Below are 16,654 nucleotides of genomic sequence, written 5' to 3'. Positions count from 1 at the left end.
CTGGTGACGCTCGGTCACAGGTTGTCGAGCCGCGCGCGGACCTCGTAGATGCGCCGCTCCACGCCGCCGTCCCCCCAGTACGGGAGCATTGGCGCAGCCATCTGCAGGTGCTCGGGAGCGTCCTCCCACGCCCGGAACTTCTCCTCGCTCTCCCACTCCGCGAGCAGGATGTAGCTGTCGCCGTCGCGGAGCAGCTCGTCGTCGAGGTGGCCCGGCGTGCCGCGCACGGTCGCGGTCACCGTGCGGTACGCCTCCTCGAACAGCTCCCTGTCCTCCGCACGCGGGGTCGCTCTGACCAGGACCCGTACGGTCATCGCCGTCGCCTTCCTCTCCGGTCGCAATGGTTCTCCTGCCGCAATGCCTGTCCTGCCGCAGTGCCTGTCCTGCCGCAATGCCTGTGGTGCCGCAGTGCCCGTCTCGCCGCAGTGATCAGATTCGCCGGGTGCCCGGCCGTGCTCAGGCGCGGGCGATGATCTCCAGTACCTGCTTGCTCGCCGACTCGCGGAGCGGCTCGAACGCGGCGGACATCGCGCGCCGGCCCGCGCTCCGCTCGAACGCCCGCAGGGCGTCGCGGCTCTCCCAGTCGCCGGTGATGACGTACAGCCGGCGCTGCTCGGCGTCGCACATCATGGCCTGGCCGAGGCTGCCCTGGACAGGGGCGGCCATCGCGTTCCTCCAGACCTCCTCGAAGGTGCTCTCGCAGCCTTCGCGCACCATCATCGTGAGCACGGCGCGAATCATGGTTCTCCCTTCTCCGGCGGGACGACGCCGTCGAAACGACCCGTGTAATTCGGTTGGCGCGGAATCGGCGTCCCAGGTCATCGGTCCCACGCGCCCCACTGGGGCAGGTCGCGCCCGTCCGCGGCGAGGATCGCCTGATGCAGCGACTGCAGATCGGGACCGGGCTCGACGCCGAGTTCGGTGACGAAGTCGCGGCGGAGCTCGCGGAACACCTGCAGCGCGTCCCCGCGCCGTCCCGCCTCGCTCAGCGCGACCATCAGCTGGTAGTGGATCCGCTCGCGAAGCGGATGGTCCGCCGCGAGAGCGCGCAGGTCGGAGACGACGTCGGCGTTGCCGCCGAGCCGGGTCTCCAGCTCCAGACGCCGCTCGAGCGCGGTGACGCGGGACTCGTCGAGGCGGGCCGCGACCCCCTCCAGCAGCGGAGACGACCGGACGTCCGCCAGGGCCGGGCCCCGCCACAGGGCGGTGGCGCTCCGGTAGTGCCGCAGCGCGTCCGCGAGCTCACCGGCGTCCCGCGCGGCCCAGCCGAGATCGCACAGCCGGCGGAACCGGGACAGGTCGAGGTCGGCGCCGCCGATCTCCAGCCGGTACCCCGGCGACCGCGTCACGATCGCCGGCCGCGCGCCGGGGGCGGCGCCCAGGCCCGCGAGGACCTGGCGCAGCTGCGTCATGTAGACGCGCAGCGCCTTGAGCGCCGTCCGCGGCGGGCGGTCGCCCCACAGCTCGGCGATGAGCGCGTCCGTCGAGACGACGGTGTCCCGGCGGGCCAGCAGGATCGCCAGCAGCACCCTCGGCTTGTGCGCGCGCGGCGTCCGGACGCGCTGCCCTTCGTAGATCTCCAGCGGGCCGAGCACCGCGAACCGCGGCCCCGCCGGGATCAGCGGACCTCGCGCCGGCGGTACCGTATCCGCGCCCACACCGGCGTCCGCGGGGGAGACGGCGGGTGGTTCGGTGATGGCGGCTGAGGTTCTCATCGTTTCCGCCCCCTGCTTCGCCGATGCCGGCCCGGCTCAGTGCCCGGCCGGATGGGTCTCGACGGAAAGCTCCGAGACGCAGCGCATCAGGGCGTTGCGGAAGTTCTCCTGGAACTCCTCGGGCGACGAGGCCGCCTTCCGGTCCGTGAGGTAGGGCGCCAGCTTCTCCTCCAGGTTGTGGACGCCCTGCTGGCGCGCCATGTGCTTGGCGATCGCGATGAAGTCGCCCTCGTAATGGATGATGCGCACCATGAACTCGTCCTTGACGAAGACCGCGGTGCCGAGCAGCCGGCCGACGTCCTCGCCCTTGTCATCGCGCATGTCCGGGGTGTCCACCCGCTGGAAACCCTCGAAAATCTCCGCCAGGGCGTCCTCGCTGCCCACCTTGACCCGGTAGCGGATCGCTGCGTACGGCATCGGAACCTCCAATGTCCGAGGTGTTCTGTCGGTCTTCATCGCACACGGGCCCGCTTGAGGCTCGCTGGACGGGCGGGCACGTCCCGGCGGGGTCAGCCGCGGCCGACGTGCTCGGCCAGGACGGCCAGGTCCCGGTCGCCGTCGCCGCGCTCGACGGCACGCGCGACGATCTCCAGGACGCGTTCGGCCAGCGGGAGCTCCGCCCCGGCGCCGTCCGCCAGCTCGATCGCGTACCGCAGGTCCTTGGCCATGAGGCTGCTGCGGAACGCCGCGGGGGTGTAGCGGCGCTCCCGCATGATGGCGGCGCGGAACGTCATCACCATCGAGCTGACCCCGCTGCCGCCGATGCAGTCGAGGATCTCGTCGCGGTCCAGCCCGCCGCTCTCGCCGAGCGACACCGCCTCCGCCAGCGCCGCGATCTCGGCGCCGATCAGCACGTTGAGCACCAGCTTCATCGTCGCCGCCGCGCCCGCGCCGCCGAAGTAGCGCACCTCCCGGCCGAGATCGGAAAGGACGTCCTGCACCGCGTCCACGTCCGCCCGGTCGCCGGCGGCCATCACCCGCATCTCGCCGGACCTGGCCTGCAGCGGGTTGCCGAGCACGCACGCCTCGACCCGGCGCGCCCCCAGTCCGGCGAGCCGGCCGGCGGCCTCCCGGGCGAACGCGGGGGTGACGGTTGAGGTGTCGATGACCGGGGTTCCCGGGGCCAGCCCGTGGACCGCGTCCCCGAACAGCACCTTCTCGACCGCGTCCTCGTCGGCGAGGCTGACGATCACCACGTCCGCGCCCCGCGCCGCGTCGGCCGCCGTCCGCGCCGCCCGCGCCCCGGCCTCGACCACCGGCGCCGCCTTCTCCGGCGTGCGGTTGTAGACGCGCACCGAACGGCCGGTCTCCAGCAGCCGGGTCGCCATCCCGGCGCCCATCACCCCCAGCCCGATGAACGCGACCTCATGGTTCTTTCCCGGCTTTCCGGCGGGGTTGGCCGGCGCAGGGTTGGTCGGCACAGGGTTCGTCGGCGCAGGGTTGATCGGCGCAGTGCTCATCGGCTCGCTCCTCTGTTCAGGCCACGACTGTTCAGGCCACCACTGTTCAGGCCACCACTGTTCAGGCCACCACGGCCAGGGCGTTCAGCAGCAGGGCGGCGATCGCCAGCCCGGTGCGCAGCAGATGCCACCGGCGCCACTCCGCGCGGGGGTCCCGCCAGTCCGCGGGCAGCGGCTCGTCCGGGTCCAGCCCCTTGACCTGCCGGTTCAGCGGGACGTTCAGCAGGTGAGACACCCCGGAGACGGCGACCAGCAGCGCCGCGGCGCAGCCGAACAGCACCCGGGACCCGTCACCGCCCGCGACGACCGCGAGCGTGACGCACGTCAGCGCGGACGTGAGGACGATCGCGGGCATCGTCGGGTCCCAGTTGCGGCCGAGCAACTGGTGGAAGCGCACGTACAGCGGCGGCGACACCGCCGCCATCGCCGGCACCACGCTGATGGCGACGGCCAGCAGCACGCCCGCGGTGAGCCCGCTCCCCGTGAGGCCCACGACGATCAGCGCGTTCTCGAGCACGGCTTCCTCCGATTCGGCTCACCCACCGCGGACCCGGGCGGCGTCCGCACCTACGGGCACCCTGCGCCGGAGCCCTCGACGCGTGATCGAGAGCGGCTGGGCGGCCCGGACGCGCCGTCGAGGCGAGATCGCGCGGCCGTCGAGGCCACGCCCGGCAGCGGACAGGCGTCGAGGCCGGGCGCGGTTTCGCGCCCGGCCTCGTCCTCGATGAGGTGCCGTCAGGAGCCGAGCCTCCACGGCGGGAACCCGAACCGGGTCCCGGTCGCGGTGGCCTCATGGGTCAGCACCACGTTGCCGGCGGGGTCGAGGAACTGCGCCGTCCCGCTCTCCTCCAGCCGTGTGGTGGACGTGACGGTCCCGGTCATCGCGACCACGACCATCCCGCCGATCTGCCCGTCGGCGATCACGTAGTGCCGGTACTCGATCTCGAACGTCCGCGTGCCGGTGGCCCGCCAGGTGCCGAACCCGGTGACCATCGACGCGTCGGTGCCGGACACGAGGCCGTCCTGCCCGAAGGAGAACATCCCCTTCTCCGGCGGCCGGCCCGACCCGGCGACGGTGACCTCCGTCAGCCACGTCCCCGCCAGCGGATGCGCGTTCCAGGTCTGCGCGTCCGCCCGGCTCGGGGCCACCGCGGAGGCCAGCACGGCGGTCGCACCGGCCGCGGGCAGCCAGCGGCCGCCCTTGCGCAGCATCTCCCTGCGGTCCACTCTCCCCACCTCCCGGTTACGGCCGTACCGGCTCGGCGGCGGTCGCCTGGCCGGTCATCTCGAAGACCACCTGCATCGTCACCATCGACGCCGAGGCCCGGAACGGGTGCAGTTTGGTGCGGTGCTCCAGATGCTGCGCGCTCTGCTCGAACTCGCGGAACCCCGGCTCGTCGACCCAGTCGCTGACGACGAAGTAGGCGTTGTCGTCCCCGTCCTCCCGCGACAGCCACTGCCGGATGTTCGCGGGATGCTCGGTGATCGCGTGCCCGACCCGGTGCCAGGTGTCCTCGAACTCCCGCTCCATGCCCGGGTGAATGCACATCCGGAGCATGACGCGGAAGATGCCCGCCTCGTCCCGCATCTCAGATACCTCCGTCGACGTTGATCGTCTCTCCGGTGATGAAGGCGCCCAGGTCGCTGGCCAGGAACAGCACCGGTCCCGCGACGTCGCCGACCACCCCGAGCCGGCCCACCGAGGTGAGCCGCTCGTACCGCTCGCGGATCTCCGGCGTCACCTCCTCCTCCGTCTCGATCGGCCCCGGCGCGACGAGGTTGACCCGGTACCCCTTCGGGCCGAGCTCCTTCGACAGCGAGCGGGTCAGCCCGATCAGGCCCGCCTTGGACGCGGTGTAGTGGGCCCGCAGCGGGATCCCGACCGTGGCCACCTTGGAACCGATGTTGATGATCGAGGCGCCCGGCGACAGGATCGGCAGGGCCTTCTGCACGACCAGGAACGTTCCGGTGAGGTTGACGTCCAGCACCCGGCGCCATTCGGCGACGTCCAGCTCGCCGAACGGGATGTGGCTGATGCTGCCGGCGTTGTTGACGATCACGTCGATGGTGCCGAGGTGCTCGCGGCACACCGTCATCAGCCGGTCGATGTCGGCCTCGTCGCCGACGTCGGCCTTGACGACCCGGTGGTCGCCGTCCGTCTCGCTCAGCTCCTTGACCAGGCTGTCCACCAGCGGCCCGTCGGTCCGGTGACAGGTGACCACGGTGGCGCCGGCCCGCGCGAACGCCAGCACGATGCCCCGGCCGATGCCCCGGGTGCCGCCGGTGACCAGGACGCGCCGGCCCGAGTGGTCGAGGCGCACACCGCCCCCGGCCCGCGCCGCCGCCTCCTCCACGATCCGCTTGATCCGCCGCATCTGGACGGCGGTGTTGCGGTTGAGGCGCGCGGTCATGCCCTCGTCGTCCAGCGGGGCGGAGGCCTTCATCGTGAAGTCCTGCTGCCAGCGCATCCGCACGCCGCCGTCGACGTGCTCGTACTCCCAGAACAGGTTCATGTACTCGAACACGCCCGTCTCCACGCGGTGGGACCGGACGGTCCGCGTCTGCGGGTCGGGCGTCCGCTCCGACACCCAGCTCCAGACGGTGCCGTTCTCGTCGGGGTGGAGCGAGAGGCGGAACCGGATCGTGTCCCCGTCCCGCTCCACGATCTCGGCGGCGGCGTACTCGCTGAACAGGCCGGGCCAGGACTCGATGTCGTTGGTCATGTCCCAGACCAGGTCCATCGGCGCGTTGATGACGATCTCGTTGTCGGTGTGTCCAGCCATGCTGGTGTCCCTCCATGGACGTGGTCGTGGTGGCTCGAATGCTGCCGACCCGGCCTAGAACCGCTCTGGTGGACCGCTGGTGTCCCCGGTCCGCGCCCGCCGGTCGCCGGTGCCCGGCCGCCGGTCCCCGATCCCGGCCCCGATCCGATCCCGATATATCCGTCAGACGCCGTCAGACGCCGTCAGACGATCTCCGCCTGCGCCATCATCCCCATCGACGAGTGGTCGATCAGGTGGCAGTGGTACAGGTAGCGGCCCAGGTGGCGGTCGTACCGGACCTTGATGCGGACGGTGCTGCCGTGGCCGACGTACACGGTGTCCTTCGGCCCGGTCTCGTGGGCCGCCACCGCCTGCCCGTCGCGGTCCAGCACCTCGAACGACGTGCCGTGCAGGTGCATGTTGTGCGGCACGGACGGGCCGGCGCCCGTGTTGTGCACGCGCCAGATCTCGGTGTCGCCGCGCCGGATCCTCATGTCGACGCGGTCCATGTCGAACGTCTTGCCGTCGATGAGCCAGCCCCCCTTCTGCGGGTCGAAGCCGAAGTGCACGTCCCGTGTCACCTGGGCCTCCCCGAGGTCGGGGGCGTCCACCGGCGACACCGGGATCCGGCTGGGGTCCCAGACCCGCCGCCCGACGTCGAACCGCATGATGTTGCGCGTCGCGTCGTCCGTCCCGAACTCGTTGACGAGCACGATCCGGGTCCCGGGGTCGTGGGCGCCGAAGTCGACGACCACGTCGGCGCGCTCGCCCGGCGACAGCATGACGTTCGTGACCGGACGCGGCGCCGGCAGCAGCCCGCCGTCGGACGCCACGACGGTCATCTCCGTGCCCGTGCTCAGCCCCAGGGAGAAGAACCGCAGGTTGGAGGTGTTGATGAGGCGCAGCCGGTACTTGCGCGCGGAAACCTCGAAGTACGGCTGCGGACGCCCGTTGACCAGGACCGTGTTGCGGAACTGGAAGTCGTCCATCTCGAAGAGGATCTGCCCCGCGTCGTCGAACCGGATGTCGCGCAGGGTGATCGGGACGTCGTGGCGGCCGGCGGGCAGCCCGAGCCGCAGCTCCGCCGGGTCGGTGATGATGTACGTCCCCGACAGGCCGCGGAAGATCATGTCGGCGGACATGTGGTGCGTGTGGTCGTGGTACCAGAGGGTCGCCGCGGGCTGCTCGTTCGGGTACTCGTAGTCGCGGGACGCGCCGGGTTCGATCAGGTCGGACGGATAGCCGTCGCTGCTCACCGGGTTGTGGCCGCCGTGCAGGTGCACGTTGGTGGGCATGTCCAGGGCGTTCGTCTGCCGGATCACGACCCGGCGGCCCTTCAGGGCGTGGACGACCGGGCCGGGGAACCGGCCGTCATACCCCATGATCTTCGTCTGGACGCCGGGCAGGATCTGGGCCTCGGCCTCCCGGACGGTCATCTCGTAGTAGTCCGTCGTCCACGTCCGCCGCACCGGCGTCGCCCGGTGCGGCAGTGCCAGCGGCACCGAGAACGCCTCCGGCGCCGCCGTCTCGCGGATCCGGCGCAGGGAGGCCGCTCCGAGGCCGCCCGGCACGGCCAGTCCCGTGACACCGACCGCGCCCAGTTTCAGCGCGTCCCGTCGCTTCAGCATCCCGTCCAATGAGCGGCCCTCCAGATGGGTTCTTGATCGGATCGGCCACACCGTGCCCCGGCCCGCTTGAGGACGGCTGGTGTCCCCGGCCACCCGGGAAGGCCGCCCAGGTCGCGGATGGGCTCAGTAGGCGGATGGGCTCAGTAGGCGGATGGGCTCAGTAGGCGGCGACCACCTCGTACACGCCGAACGTCGCGGCCGCACCGGCGGCGGCGTTCTGCAGGGGGCGCAGCGGGGCCGTCGTGTCGCGGTGGGAGGCCGTCCTCTCCCACTCGCGGAACGCCGCCGCGTCGCGCCATTCGCTCATCACCGCGAAGGAACCCGGGTCGGCCAGCGACCGGAGCAGGACGTTGCCCAGCAGCCCGGGCGTTCCTTCGAGATCACGGCTGATCGTGTGGTAAGCCTCCTCGACCGCCCGCGCGTCGCCGCCCGGCGCGCTCGCGTAGACCAGGACGTGCACCCGGCCGAGAGCGTCGCCGGCCCGGCGCTCACGCGGCGAGGCGGGGACCGACATAGCCGACGACGGCGTCGGGGGTGGGGAGCTCGGAGACGGTCTCGTCGGGAATTGCCACCAGGAATTCCTGCTGGATCCGCGCCGCCATCTCCAGCACGGCCAGCGAGTCGTAGCCCATCTGCTCGAAGCTGATGGCGCCGATGTCGTCCTCCAGGCTGACGGAGTCCGGCTCGCCCGCGCAGTCCCGCAGGATCCTTCTGATGTCATCCACCGTGAATCTGGACACTGTCCTCACCTTTCCGGAGCCGATACGGCCACTGTCGCGGTGAGGACTTGAACCCCGCTGGATCCGGCTTGGAGGCAGGGCCGGATACAGCTCGAGTCACGATCGGCGGGCGCCCGATCGGCGGGCGCCCGGCCGGCTACCCGGCGCCCTGGCCGGCCAGCCCGTTGGCGTGATGGGACCGCGGCTCCCCGTTGCGCTGGAGCCGCCGGCGCAGCTGCTGCTCGTAGCCGTCGTCGCGGGGCGGCTCGTGGCCGTCCCCGCGCTGCGGCTCGCCGGCCTCGAGCGCGGGGACCTCACCCGCTCGCGGGCCGGGCAGCGACCGGCCGAGGGGGATGCCCTCGGTGTGGGCCTGCGCGCGCATCGGCTCCAGGAAGTCCTGGTCGAGGCGTTCGCGGGCGTAGAGGCGGATCAGCTCGTGCATCCGGTAGCGGATCTCGCCGGCGCTGGCGTCGGCCACCGACAGCAGGTTGCAGCTCGCCAGCCGGACGAGCTTGGCCTCCACCAGATCGGTTCCGGAGCCGACCAGCCGGGCGGCGACGTCGGCGGTGAACTCCGTGGGCGGCAGCAGGCTGACCAGCCGGAAGATGCTGCGGTCCTGCGGTTCCAGGCGCAGGTAGCTGGCCGCGTAGCGGGACCGGACGTCCAGGTCGGCGAAGGCGAGCAGGTCCAGCCGCCCGGCGTCCGGCTCCAGCCGCTTGACCAGCTTGCCGATCGGCCAGTTGCGGGTGGCCGCCAGCCGGGAGCCCAGGCTGCGCATCGCGACCGGCAGTCGGCCGCACAGTGCGGCGGCCCGCTCCGCGAAGCGCCGCTCGGAACCCGCGTACCGCCGTCCGCTCGCGGCCTCGATCAGCTCGACCGCCTCCTCCTCGGGCATCTCCTCCAGCAGCACGTGCCGTACCCCGGGCAGGCTGTACAGGCCCCACCGGCTGGTGACGAGGACCGAGCTGCCCGGCGACGCCGGCATCAGCGGCGCGACCTGCGGAACCGAGGACGCGTCGTCGAGCACCACCAGGATCCGGCGGCCCATCGTCCAGGTGCGGAAGAGGTTGGAGCGCTCCTCCAGACCGTCCGGCATCTCCCGGGCCGGCACCCCGACCGCGCGGAGGAAGCCCTCCAGGATCGGGCGCGGGTCGGCGGGATGCTCGGCGGTGCCGCGGAGGTCGGCGTACAGCTGGCCGTCGGGGAACTCGGCGCGGATCGCGTGACCCGTGCGCAACGCCAGGGTGGTCTTCCCGGCGCCGGGCATGCCGGACACGCACACCGTCCGGCCGGCCGTGCCCTCCCTTCCCGCGGCGAGCAGGCCGGTGCAGACGCTCTCCAGTACGTCCGCCCTGCCGATGAAGTCCGGGATGTCCGCGGGGAGCTGCGCCGGTGACGGCAGCGAACCGGACGACACCGCCACCACCGCGGACGGTCCGGAAGGCGCCCTGTCCTCCGGCTCCTCCGCCTCCTCGGAGTTGAGCAGGGTCAGGTGCAACCGCTGCACCGTCGCCGAGGGCTCCATGCCGAGTTCGTCGACGAGCATCCGGCGCAACCCCTGATACACCTCAAGCGCCTCGTAGCGGCGCCCCGACCGGTCGAGCGCGACCATCAGATGACCGTGGAAGCGCTCGTTCAGCGGCTGCTCGGACACCAGCATCTTCAGCTCGCTCACCAGCTGCTGGTGCCGCCCCAGTTCGAGGTCGGCGGTGATCCGCTGTTCCAGGACGCGCAGTCGCTCCTCTTCAAGGCGTGTCACATGGGCCGACAGGATGTCCCCGACGGAGACGTCGGCGAGCGCCGGACCGCGCCACACGGTCAGGGCCTCCGACAGCAGGGTCGAGGCGCTGGCCGCGTCCCCCTCCTCAAGCGCCGCTCGTCCCTCCTGAGCCAGGCGCTCGAACCGGAGCAGGTCGCCCAGCTCGGCGGGGACGTCGAGCAGGTACCCGGAGATCCTCGTGTGCAGCTCGGCCGAGGGACAGTGCTCCAGCACGTCCTTCCGCAGCTTGTATATGTACGTCTGCAGGGTCGTCATCGCACTGTTGGGCGGCTCCTCCCCCCACAGCTCATCGATCAGTTCACCCACCTGGACGAGCTTTCCGGACCGCACCAGCAGGAACGCGAGCACTTGCCGCACCTTGGGCGCGGTCGGAGTTATCTCCACCCCGCCACTGGCCACCCACATTGGGCCGAGAATCCGAAAATGCATGCGCCATTCACCTCCTGATCCCGTTCATCATGGACACCCTCTAACCCCAGAACGATCAACACGCAAGGATTGTCAGCGCGATCAGTGAATCAGGCAATAAGTCACCGCCTATACGACTGGCCATAGATATCTCACTCAGAAAAGAAGCGGAGCACCCTTGATTTCAAGACGATCACTCCATAGGCTTATCAGTCCACGTCGCACATCATGCGACTAGGCGGCTACTCAGTGCGTTCCCAGGAATCGCCGGCCTGGCGGCCGCCTGCCTCAATGACCGCCACACCATGCACAGCGGCGCCTTGGGGTGCACTCGAAGATTGCTCGCGCAGCGACCAGGCGAAGCCATCTGCGACCCAATAGCTGGCACCAGATATATTCCAGCGCGCTACCTGCGGCGCGGTCTTGCCGGTAAGCCTGGCGATCATTGACAACTGAACCCCCAGTGTGATTCATCGACCGCTCGATCGTAGTTAACAATGCACCGCGCTTGTATGGCCGGATCTGGACCGACCATGACAGACTCCGGTAAACCCGAGACTTTCGGCAACTAATGCTAATCGGCCAGGACGAAATCTGCCGGAAACGAAATGTTGTCCGAAACGGCGCTGGCCGGTCATTTCACCGTCATCCGGCGGAGCACGCCCGCGCGGCGGCGGCGCCGGCGCCCGCGGTCCAGCGGCCCTCGACCGGCCGGAGAGCGCCCCGGGCGACGCTCGGACGCACGATCGAGGGCGGAGGGCCGGTATGCACAAGACAAGCCGCACGGTCGCGGTGCTGCGACGAATCATGAGTCACCTCTTCGTCGGCCTGATGTACTGCGGGACGCACGCCTGGCCGACGGCCGAGCTGATAGCCGCGGTGCGGGCCGCGTCCGCCGAGTCCACCGCCCGGGCGGCGGGGCGCGCTCGACGCGGGGGGCCGCTGCGGGCGTCCCCGGAGAAGGTCACGCCCTTCAACGATCTGCCCGACACGGAGCGCCGCCTCCTCCTGGAGCTCGAGCAGCAGCTCAAGCGCGAGAAGGAGGAGTAGGAGCCGCACCCTGCCGAAGCGAGCCACCGCCACCCTCAGACAGTAATCTCTAAAGTAGAGTTACTCATATTTAGTGTTCCTCTACAAGGGAGGGAAGCAAGGTGATGGCTCGCCCCGGGTACGAGGACATGTGCAGGGACATGCGCACCGAGATCATCCGGCACACTCTGTGGAGCGTGCTGCTCTACCAGGCCCTCGCCGACCGGCTGGGACTGTCCCTGAAAGACGCGCTGGGCGGCGCCGCACTGGCGCTCGACGGCCCGCGCACCCCCGGCGCCCTCGCCCGGCTGCTGAGCGTCACGACCGGCGGCGCGGTCACCGGCGTCGCCGACCGCCTGGAGGACGCCGGCCTGGCCCGCCGCACCCGGGACCCCGACGACGGGCGCCGCGTCATCCTCGAACCCGTCCCGGAGAACCTGGCCGCGCTCCTCGCCCACCTCGACCGGGCCGCCAGGCTCGCGGCACGCACGGACGGCCTGTCCGACGACGAACTCGCGCTCGTCCTCGGCTGGCTACGCGAACAGAACACGTCCGCCGCCCGCCACATCACCGGCTGAACACCCACCGTTGACCACCGGTTCGTGAACACCGGTTCGGCACCGGGCGCGGGCCGTCGGCTCAGGGCAGCAGCGCGGGCCGGGAACGCGCCGGCCGGCGCAGCAGCCACTCCAGGAAGCTCCTGCGCGGCCCCCGCACGATGACGTTCCCATGCCGGACACTGCCCGTGACACCGACACGGAGCCGGGCCGGGGCACCGGTCGCACCCCGCGCCCGGTACGGCCGCACGTTGCCACTGCGGACCGTGACGCTGCCGATGTCGACCTCGACCTCCGGCGGCACGATGAGCCGCACATTGCCGTGGCTCACCGTGACCTCGATGTCCAGAACCGGATGGGCGAGCGTGGCCCTGGTGAAGTCGATGACCACGTTCCCACTGTGCGCCTCGACCTCCAGGCGGCGCGGGACGACCCAGCTCCCGGCCCGCTCGATGTTGCCCTGGCGGGCCTCCAGCCGGAGCAGCTCCGGCACGTCGGGTGCGGTGGGCGCCGGAAGATCGCGCAGCAGCGCCCGCAGCTCGCCGTGCGTGCGCGCCGTCAACGCCACCTCAAGCCGTTCGTCGAGGTCCTGCGCGGTCAGGCGGCCGTCGCCCGCCGCGTCCCTGAGCCGCTCGACGACGTGATCGCGGTCCTCGTGGGACGCGCGCAGCTCGGCATGACCCGGCTCCAGACCTTCACCCGGCTCCAGACCTCCACCCGGCTCCAGACCCTCACCCGGCTCAAGACCTTTGCTCATACCCCGAACCCTAATCACCGGAGTCTCGGAACGCGAGATTCTTCCGGATTGGAGCACCGGGCCCGCCTCAGTCGGATGGTGCGAGCACGAACAGCGGCTGGCCGTACTCGACCGGCTCGGCATCCTCCACCAGGACCTCGACGACGCGGCCCGCCTGCTCGGCCGCCACCGCGTTCATCAGCTTCATGGCCTCCACGATCGCCACCTGCTGCCCCGCCTCCACCTTGTCGCCGACCTCGATGAAAGGCCCGGCGTCGGGCGACGGCGCGCGGTAGAACGTCCCCACCAGCGGGGCGTGCACCACGAAGGTGCCGTCCTCGCGTTCCGGTGCGGGTTCCCCGGCGCGTACGCCCGCCTCCGCCGGCTCGCCTCCGGCGCCCGTCCCCACCGGCTCGCGTCCGGTGGCCGGCGCCTCGGGCCATTCGACCTCGACGCTCATCTCGCCCGCCCGCAGGCGCACGCTCTTCAGCGGCCCGCGCGTCGCGCCGATGAGTTCGGCCGCCCGCCGACACAGGTCGTCCAGGACGGTCTGTTCTTCGTTCATCGGCACCCGGCCCTCCCGCTCGTCACATCGTCGAGCGTGGCGGAGCCGGCTCAATCCCCGCTGGAGTCCGGCTGAAGGTCGGGCACCGCCGCGCCCTTCAACGCGTCGGCGTGCTCCAGCAGCGCCTGCAGCCGGCGCCTCAGCTCAAGGTTCTCCGGACTGTCGGCGCCACCGAGGGGCTCAAGGTAGCGGTCCTCCAGTTCGCGGACGACGGCGAGCGCGGACCTGACCGTCTCGACGCCCTTGTCCGTGAGCGTCACCTGGACGGCGCGCGGATCGGCGGGGTTGTCCTTGCGTTCCACCAGCCCGTTGCCTTCGACCTGGCGGGCGAGCCGGGAGACGTACATGGGCTCCAGCCCGCTGTAGTCGGCGAGCTGCCGCTGGCTCGGCCGTATCCCGCTCTGCTCCATGCTGTAGAGCGACGCGACCACGGCGTACTGCGCATGCGTCAACCCCAGCGGCCCGAGCACGCGGTCCATGGCCACCCGCCACCGCAGCGAAACGTGCCACAGCAGGTAACCGCTGCTCGGGGGGCCGTCGAACTGCTTCGCCATGCGAACAGTGTACTTGTTTACTATTCGTCCCTGCCGAATCGTCCGACGTGCCTGGTACACCTCGGGTATGAGCGTTGAGGAGTTCCTGACCATCGTGCTCGGGCTGCCGGAGGTGACGCAGAACGACCGGCATCCGAAGCTGACCGGCTTCCGGGTACGCGACAAGGGCTTCTGCTACCTCAACGAGGCGGAAGAGACCCTCATGCTCAAGGCCACCCGCGAAGAACAGGCCGCCCTGGTCGCCGAGGCCCCCGAAGTCTTCGCCCCCTCCTGGGCGGGCGGCCGCTTCGCCTGGATCGAGATCGACCTCGCCAAGGTCGACCCGGAGGAGCTGGCCGAACTCGTCACCGAAGCCTGGCGCCTGTCAGCCCCCAAACGCCTCTCGAACACCAAACGCCTCAGAACACCATCGACGCGCCCTGAGACGAACCCCTGAAAACGACCGGGCCCCAAGACGTCCTCGGGCATGGCGCCTGACCGACGCGCAAGGAGGCCGCACAGATCATCGACCAGCCGGCCTGCCGGAGTCCCGCCGGCCCTGAGCATGCAGGGTGAGCGTCGCGGGGAGCCCGGACCGGGAGAGCACCTCGCCGTCGAGGAAGCGGGTGACGGCGAGGTTCGGGCCGACACCGGTGTCTCAACTCACATCGGTACCACGCCATGGAACATCAGAGAGGAACACCGATGGACAGCTCCGCCCTGAAGACAGCGCTGGCGTACCACGACGCGTGGACCGGCAAGGACTTCGAACGAGCCATGACCTACATCGCCGACGACATCGTCTGCGACGCCCCGGCCGGGCGGATCGAGGGCGCCGCCGCGTACCGCGCGTTCATGGGCCCGTTCGTGGAGATACTCGTCCACGCGGAAATGATCGCGGCCTACGGCGACGACGAGACCGCCCTGCTCATGTACGACACCGAGACGATCCCGGTGAAACGAGCGCCGGGCGCCGAATGCGTCACCGTCAAGAACGGCAAGATCACCTACAGCCGGTTCCTCTTCGACCGCGCCCCCTTCGACGCCGCCCGCCGAGCGGCGACCTGAACCGCCCGCCCGCACGGCCGCGTTCCGCGCCCCTTGCACCCCGGCGAACCACCCAGCATGCTGAAACCACACCCATCCCCTTCGAGGCAACACCGGTGGAATCCTCGGCATGACAGCGCAGGACGGCAAGGACGCTGAGCCGGATCAGGCACCGCGCCCCGGAAACGGCCTCCTCGCCGTCCTCCTGCTGAGCACGTTCATCGTGGTGTTCGACACCGCCGGCATGGTCATCCCCCTGACCGCGATCTTGGGGGACCTCGGCGGAGCGCTCGACATGGCGACGTGGGCGTACGGCGCTTTCATCCTGACGTTCGCGGTGTTCCTGCTTCCCGCAGCCCGGCTCGCCGGCGGGCATGGACACCGCCGGTTGCTCCTCCCCGGCATGGCGATCTTCACGGCGGCGTCTCTGACGTGCGCCCTCGCTCCGTCGATCGAAGTCCTGGTGGCCGCACGCGCGGTCGAGGGGCTCGGCGCGGCGATGGCCGAACCGGCGGCCTTCGCCCTGATGAAGACGGCCTTCGCAGGGCGGGCCGGAGAACGCGCGGCCACGGCGCACAGGGCGGCGTTCGCCGTCGCCGCGCTCACCGCGCCCGTCGTCAGCGGGCTCATCACCTGGGGCCTGTCCTGGGAGTTCATGTTCTACCTGAACGTGCTCACCGGCGCGGCCGTGCTCGTCGCGGGCAGCAGGCTGATCCCGGCGTCATGGGAAGGCGGTCCCCCACGCTCCCCCAACGTCCCCGGCGCCCTCCTCGGGGGCCTCGCCGTGTTCGCCCTGGCCTTCACCGTCATCGAGGGCACCCGGTTCGGCTGGGATTCCCCGCTCATCATCAGCTTCGCCACCGCCGGGATCGCGCTCCTGGGCCTCTTCGTCCTCAACGAGCGACGCGCCGACGACCCGTTCGTGCCTCGCACCCTGCTGAAGTCACGGCGGTTCCGCCTCGGCAACCTCGCCCGCGGGATCGGCGAGTTCGCCAGCCTCGGCTTGTTCTTCGCCCTGTCACACGTCCTGCAGGTCCAGCACGGCTACTCGGCTCTCGCAGCCGGTGCCCTGCTGATGTCGATCATCGTCGGCGCGGTCATCGTGGCGCCCGTCTCCGAATCGCTCACCGGCAGGGTCGACGTCCGGCTGCTGGTGATCCCCGGCTTCCTGCTCATCGCGGCGGGCACCTTCTGGGTCACGTTCGCATCGCCGGGTTCCGGCTGGCTGTTCTTCCTCGCCCCACTGGCCGTCGCCGGCGCGGGATTCGGACTCCAAGAGGACCCCACCGCCACCACCGCCCTCAAGGACGTTCCGGCCACGCACACGATCACAGGACGCAACATCTCCTATGTCGGCTACCTGCTGGGAATCACCGCCGGAGTAGCCGTGGTCTCCGGCGTCTGGCAGAACCGTTTCGTCACCGACGCCCGCCACACGGAGACCGGTCTGACCGGCAGCCAAGTCAGCGGCGACCCCGCCGCGCACATCACCGGACCGGACGCGCACCACCTGCGCGAACTGGCCGAAGCGACGTTCAGCGACGCGGCCGGCACCGCACTTCTCAGCTGCGCCGCGATGGCCGTACTCGGCGCCACCGTCGCACTGTTCCTCCCCTCATCCCGAACCGGACGGTCCGGCCCGGAGACCGGACGGCAGCGATGACACCGAGCTCGCAACGCCGACCGTCCCCGATACCGTCCCGATCGTGAACGCC

21 protein-coding genes are annotated in these 16,654 nt (G+C 70.7%); 5 read left to right on the top strand and 16 right to left on the bottom strand.

From position 1 onward, the window contains the following. Window positions 1-14: 14 nt before the first annotated feature. The 13 genes from ACGFIS_RS13600 to ACGFIS_RS13540 form a co-directional block, all read right to left on the bottom strand. Complete coding sequence (locus ACGFIS_RS13600) at window positions 15-314, bottom strand: antibiotic biosynthesis monooxygenase family protein (protein WP_392911652.1); 300 nt, start codon at window positions 312-314, stop codon at window positions 15-17. A gap of 142 nt (window positions 315-456) precedes the next feature. Next, window positions 457-741: an antibiotic biosynthesis monooxygenase family protein gene (locus ACGFIS_RS13595; RefSeq protein ID WP_392911651.1), complete on the bottom strand. Its 285-nt coding sequence runs from the start codon at window positions 739-741 to the stop codon at window positions 457-459. Window positions 742-818: 77 nt separating this feature from the next. Beyond that, a complete protein-coding gene (locus tag ACGFIS_RS13590) occupies window positions 819-1,715 on the bottom strand; it encodes a BTAD domain-containing putative transcriptional regulator (RefSeq protein WP_392970898.1) in 897 nt (298 codons plus the stop codon). A gap of 36 nt (window positions 1,716-1,751) precedes the next feature. After that, window positions 1,752-2,132 carry a SchA/CurD-like domain-containing protein gene (locus tag ACGFIS_RS13585; RefSeq protein ID WP_358468118.1) on the bottom strand — a complete coding sequence of 127 codons (381 nt, stop codon included), beginning with the start codon at window positions 2,130-2,132 and terminating at the stop codon, window positions 1,752-1,754. A 92-nt stretch (window positions 2,133-2,224) separates the two neighbouring features. Beyond that, entirely contained in the window at window positions 2,225-3,175 is a 951-nt protein-coding gene (locus ACGFIS_RS13580) for an NAD(P)-dependent oxidoreductase (RefSeq protein WP_392970895.1), read from the bottom strand. A 61-nt stretch (window positions 3,176-3,236) separates the two neighbouring features. Beyond that, a complete protein-coding gene (locus ACGFIS_RS13575) occupies window positions 3,237-3,692 on the bottom strand; it encodes a DUF1772 domain-containing protein (protein WP_392911643.1) in 456 nt (151 codons plus the stop codon). Window positions 3,693-3,910: 218 nt separating this feature from the next. After that, on the bottom strand, window positions 3,911-4,402 hold the full coding sequence (locus tag ACGFIS_RS13570; RefSeq protein ID WP_392911641.1) for a hypothetical protein: 492 nt from the start codon (window positions 4,400-4,402) through the stop codon (window positions 3,911-3,913). A gap of 16 nt (window positions 4,403-4,418) precedes the next feature. Next, entirely contained in the window at window positions 4,419-4,763 is a 345-nt protein-coding gene (locus ACGFIS_RS13565; protein WP_392911639.1) for an antibiotic biosynthesis monooxygenase family protein, read from the bottom strand. 1 nt (window position 4,764) lies between these two features. Continuing rightward, window positions 4,765-5,958, bottom strand: coding sequence for an SDR family oxidoreductase (locus ACGFIS_RS13560; RefSeq protein ID WP_392911637.1), 1,194 nt, complete (start codon window positions 5,956-5,958; stop codon window positions 4,765-4,767). Window positions 5,959-6,140: 182 nt separating this feature from the next. Beyond that, a complete protein-coding gene (locus tag ACGFIS_RS13555; protein ID WP_392911635.1) occupies window positions 6,141-7,565 on the bottom strand; it encodes a multicopper oxidase family protein in 1,425 nt (474 codons plus the stop codon). A 157-nt stretch (window positions 7,566-7,722) separates the two neighbouring features. Then, window positions 7,723-8,079, bottom strand: a complete 357-nt coding sequence (locus tag ACGFIS_RS13550) for an antibiotic biosynthesis monooxygenase family protein (protein ID WP_392911633.1) — start codon at window positions 8,077-8,079, stop codon at window positions 7,723-7,725. Further along, entirely contained in the window at window positions 8,054-8,305 is a 252-nt protein-coding gene (locus tag ACGFIS_RS13545; RefSeq protein ID WP_392911631.1) for an acyl carrier protein, read from the bottom strand. Before ACGFIS_RS13545 ends, ACGFIS_RS13550 begins: the two co-directional genes overlap by 26 nt. Before the next feature lie 136 nt (window positions 8,306-8,441). After that, window positions 8,442-10,469: a BTAD domain-containing putative transcriptional regulator gene (locus tag ACGFIS_RS13540; RefSeq protein ID WP_392911629.1), complete on the bottom strand. Its 2,028-nt coding sequence runs from the start codon at window positions 10,467-10,469 to the stop codon at window positions 8,442-8,444. Window positions 10,470-11,237: 768 nt separating this feature from the next. On the opposite strand from ACGFIS_RS13540, the gene ACGFIS_RS13535 reads away from it, so the two are divergent. Together ACGFIS_RS13535 and ACGFIS_RS13530 are read left to right on the top strand one after the other, a co-directional pair. Then, the gene (locus ACGFIS_RS13535) at window positions 11,238-11,522 is read left to right on the top strand and encodes a hypothetical protein (RefSeq protein ID WP_392911627.1); all 285 of its coding nucleotides are present in this window, start codon (window positions 11,238-11,240) and stop codon (window positions 11,520-11,522) included. A gap of 104 nt (window positions 11,523-11,626) precedes the next feature. After that, window positions 11,627-12,079: a MarR family winged helix-turn-helix transcriptional regulator gene (locus ACGFIS_RS13530; protein ID WP_392911625.1), complete on the top strand. Its 453-nt coding sequence runs from the start codon at window positions 11,627-11,629 to the stop codon at window positions 12,077-12,079. A 61-nt stretch (window positions 12,080-12,140) separates the two neighbouring features. Here the strand turns inward: ACGFIS_RS13530 and ACGFIS_RS13525 are convergent, their stop codons facing one another. The 3 genes from ACGFIS_RS13525 to ACGFIS_RS13515 form a co-directional block, all read right to left on the bottom strand. Beyond that, window positions 12,141-12,815 (bottom strand): DUF1707 domain-containing protein, encoded by a 675-nt coding sequence (locus tag ACGFIS_RS13525; RefSeq protein WP_392911623.1) that lies wholly within the window; start codon window positions 12,813-12,815, stop codon window positions 12,141-12,143. Between the two features lie 67 nt (window positions 12,816-12,882). After that, window positions 12,883-13,359, bottom strand: coding sequence for an acetyl-CoA carboxylase biotin carboxyl carrier protein (gene accB / locus ACGFIS_RS13520; protein ID WP_392911621.1), 477 nt, complete (start codon window positions 13,357-13,359; stop codon window positions 12,883-12,885). Between the two features lie 50 nt (window positions 13,360-13,409). Next, window positions 13,410-13,913, bottom strand: coding sequence for a MarR family winged helix-turn-helix transcriptional regulator (locus tag ACGFIS_RS13515; RefSeq protein ID WP_392911619.1), 504 nt, complete (start codon window positions 13,911-13,913; stop codon window positions 13,410-13,412). Between the two features lie 67 nt (window positions 13,914-13,980). Here ACGFIS_RS13515 and ACGFIS_RS13510 point away from each other — a divergent pair, with 67 nt between their 5' ends. The 3 genes from ACGFIS_RS13510 (at window position 13,981) to ACGFIS_RS13500 (ending at window position 16,602) form a co-directional block, all read left to right on the top strand. After that, window positions 13,981-14,349: an MmcQ/YjbR family DNA-binding protein gene (locus tag ACGFIS_RS13510; RefSeq protein WP_392911617.1), complete on the top strand. Its 369-nt coding sequence runs from the start codon at window positions 13,981-13,983 to the stop codon at window positions 14,347-14,349. 248 nt (window positions 14,350-14,597) lie between these two features. Continuing rightward, the gene (locus ACGFIS_RS13505; RefSeq protein ID WP_392970891.1) at window positions 14,598-14,960 is read left to right on the top strand and encodes a nuclear transport factor 2 family protein; all 363 of its coding nucleotides are present in this window, start codon (window positions 14,598-14,600) and stop codon (window positions 14,958-14,960) included. 109 nt (window positions 14,961-15,069) lie between these two features. Beyond that, window positions 15,070-16,602, top strand: a complete 1,533-nt coding sequence (locus ACGFIS_RS13500; protein WP_392911613.1) for an MFS transporter — start codon at window positions 15,070-15,072, stop codon at window positions 16,600-16,602. Window positions 16,603-16,654: the final 52 nt, after the last annotated feature.

Origin of the sequence: Spirillospora sp. NPDC048824 (assembly GCF_043198455.1) — a bacterium.
In the GTDB taxonomy this organism is placed as follows: Bacteria; Actinomycetota; Actinomycetes; order Streptosporangiales; family Streptosporangiaceae; genus Spirillospora.
Note: the sequence above shows the minus strand (reverse complement) of the source record. Positions and strands in the feature narration are given on the sequence as shown.

Coding starts and splice junctions, on each gene's coding strand:
- ACGFIS_RS13525 (WP_392911623.1), bottom strand. CDS start 12,815: ATGAGCAAAGGTCTTGAGCCGGGTGAGGGTCTGGAGCCGGGTGGAGGT.
- ACGFIS_RS13505 (WP_392970891.1), top strand. CDS start 14,598: ATGGACAGCTCCGCCCTGAAGACAGCGCTGGCGTACCACGACGCGTGG.
- ACGFIS_RS13540 (WP_392911629.1), bottom strand. CDS start 10,469: ATGTGGGTGGCCAGTGGCGGGGTGGAGATAACTCCGACCGCGCCCAAG.
- ACGFIS_RS13595 (WP_392911651.1), bottom strand. CDS start 741: ATGATTCGCGCCGTGCTCACGATGATGGTGCGCGAAGGCTGCGAGAGC.
- ACGFIS_RS13550 (WP_392911633.1), bottom strand. CDS start 8,079: ATGTCGGTCCCCGCCTCGCCGCGTGAGCGCCGGGCCGGCGACGCTCTC.
- ACGFIS_RS13535 (WP_392911627.1), top strand. CDS start 11,238: ATGCACAAGACAAGCCGCACGGTCGCGGTGCTGCGACGAATCATGAGT.
- ACGFIS_RS13510 (WP_392911617.1), top strand. CDS start 13,981: ATGAGCGTTGAGGAGTTCCTGACCATCGTGCTCGGGCTGCCGGAGGTG.
- ACGFIS_RS13500 (WP_392911613.1), top strand. CDS start 15,070: ATGACAGCGCAGGACGGCAAGGACGCTGAGCCGGATCAGGCACCGCGC.
- ACGFIS_RS13600 (WP_392911652.1), bottom strand. CDS start 314: ATGACCGTACGGGTCCTGGTCAGAGCGACCCCGCGTGCGGAGGACAGG.
- ACGFIS_RS13565 (WP_392911639.1), bottom strand. CDS start 4,763: ATGCGGGACGAGGCGGGCATCTTCCGCGTCATGCTCCGGATGTGCATT.
- ACGFIS_RS13530 (WP_392911625.1), top strand. CDS start 11,627: ATGGCTCGCCCCGGGTACGAGGACATGTGCAGGGACATGCGCACCGAG.
- ACGFIS_RS13560 (WP_392911637.1), bottom strand. CDS start 5,958: ATGGCTGGACACACCGACAACGAGATCGTCATCAACGCGCCGATGGAC.
- ACGFIS_RS13555 (WP_392911635.1), bottom strand. CDS start 7,565: ATGCTGAAGCGACGGGACGCGCTGAAACTGGGCGCGGTCGGTGTCACG.
- ACGFIS_RS13590 (WP_392970898.1), bottom strand. CDS start 1,715: ATGAGAACCTCAGCCGCCATCACCGAACCACCCGCCGTCTCCCCCGCG.
- ACGFIS_RS13580 (WP_392970895.1), bottom strand. CDS start 3,175: ATGAGCACTGCGCCGATCAACCCTGCGCCGACGAACCCTGTGCCGACC.
- ACGFIS_RS13515 (WP_392911619.1), bottom strand. CDS start 13,913: ATGGCGAAGCAGTTCGACGGCCCCCCGAGCAGCGGTTACCTGCTGTGG.
- accB (WP_392911621.1), bottom strand. CDS start 13,359: ATGAACGAAGAACAGACCGTCCTGGACGACCTGTGTCGGCGGGCGGCC.
- ACGFIS_RS13585 (WP_358468118.1), bottom strand. CDS start 2,132: ATGCCGTACGCAGCGATCCGCTACCGGGTCAAGGTGGGCAGCGAGGAC.